Raw genomic sequence first — 744 nt, 5'->3', positions numbered from 1 at the left:
GCCGGCCTAGCTCAACTGGTAGAGCAACTGACTTGTAATCAGTAGGTTGGGGGTTCAAGTCCTCTGGCCGGCACCATGTTTTAGAGCCATTAGCTCAGTTGGTAGAGCATCTGACTTTTAATCAGAGGGTCAGAGGTTCGAATCCTCTATGGCTCACCATTTTAAATATACTATATATAAAAATAATTATTTAGCGGAAGTAGTTCAGCGGTAGAATACAACCTTGCCAAGGTTGGGGTCGCGGGTTCGAATCCCGTCTTCCGCTCCATTTTTATTTTTTCTTGCCGGGGTGGCGGAACTGGCAGACGCACAGGACTTAAAATCCTGCGGTAAGTGATTACCGTACCGGTTCGATTCCGGTCCTCGGCACCATTTTTGTTTTTTGCGCCCGTAGCTCAATTGGATAGAGCGTTTGACTACGGATCAAGAGGCTAGGGGTTCGACTCCTCTCGGGCGCGCCATTTTAAATAACGGGAAGTAGCTCAGCTTGGTAGAGCACTTGGTTTGGGACCAAGGGGTCGCAGGTTCGAATCCTGTCTTCCCGACTTCTATTAATACTTATGGGGGCTTAGCTCAGATGGGAGAGCGCCTGCTTTGCACGCAGGAGGTCAGCGGTTCGATCCCGCTAGTCTCCACCATTTTAAAAATAGATTATGAACATTGAAAACTGAATGACAATATGTCAACGTTAATTCCAATAATTGAGTACTGAAAGTACTTCAGAGTGATTGGCTTAACCAATCA

The 744-nt window shown here is 46.8% G+C and carries 7 tRNA genes; all 7 read left to right on the top strand.

What is annotated here, in order from left to right:
• A tRNA-Thr gene (locus tag LQ693_RS13470) sits at positions 1-76 on the top strand.
• A gap of 7 nt (positions 77-83) precedes the next feature.
• A tRNA-Lys gene (locus LQ693_RS13465) sits at positions 84-159 on the top strand.
• A 34-nt stretch (positions 160-193) separates the two neighbouring features.
• A tRNA-Gly gene (locus LQ693_RS13460) sits at positions 194-268 on the top strand.
• Positions 269-283: 15 nt separating this feature from the next.
• Positions 284-372, top strand: a tRNA-Leu gene (locus tag LQ693_RS13455).
• Positions 373-384: 12 nt separating this feature from the next.
• A tRNA-Arg gene (locus LQ693_RS13450) sits at positions 385-461 on the top strand.
• Positions 462-471: 10 nt separating this feature from the next.
• A tRNA-Pro gene (locus LQ693_RS13445) sits at positions 472-545 on the top strand.
• 17 nt (positions 546-562) lie between these two features.
• Positions 563-638 (top strand) — tRNA-Ala (locus tag LQ693_RS13440).
• Positions 639-744: the final 106 nt, after the last annotated feature.

The organism is Mammaliicoccus sp. B-M6 (assembly GCF_022386965.1).
Taxonomy (GTDB): Bacteria; Bacillota; Bacilli; order Staphylococcales; family Staphylococcaceae; genus Mammaliicoccus; species Mammaliicoccus sciuri_A.
The sequence above is the reverse complement of the archived record's forward strand: the minus strand, read 5'-3'. Positions and strand labels throughout refer to the sequence as shown.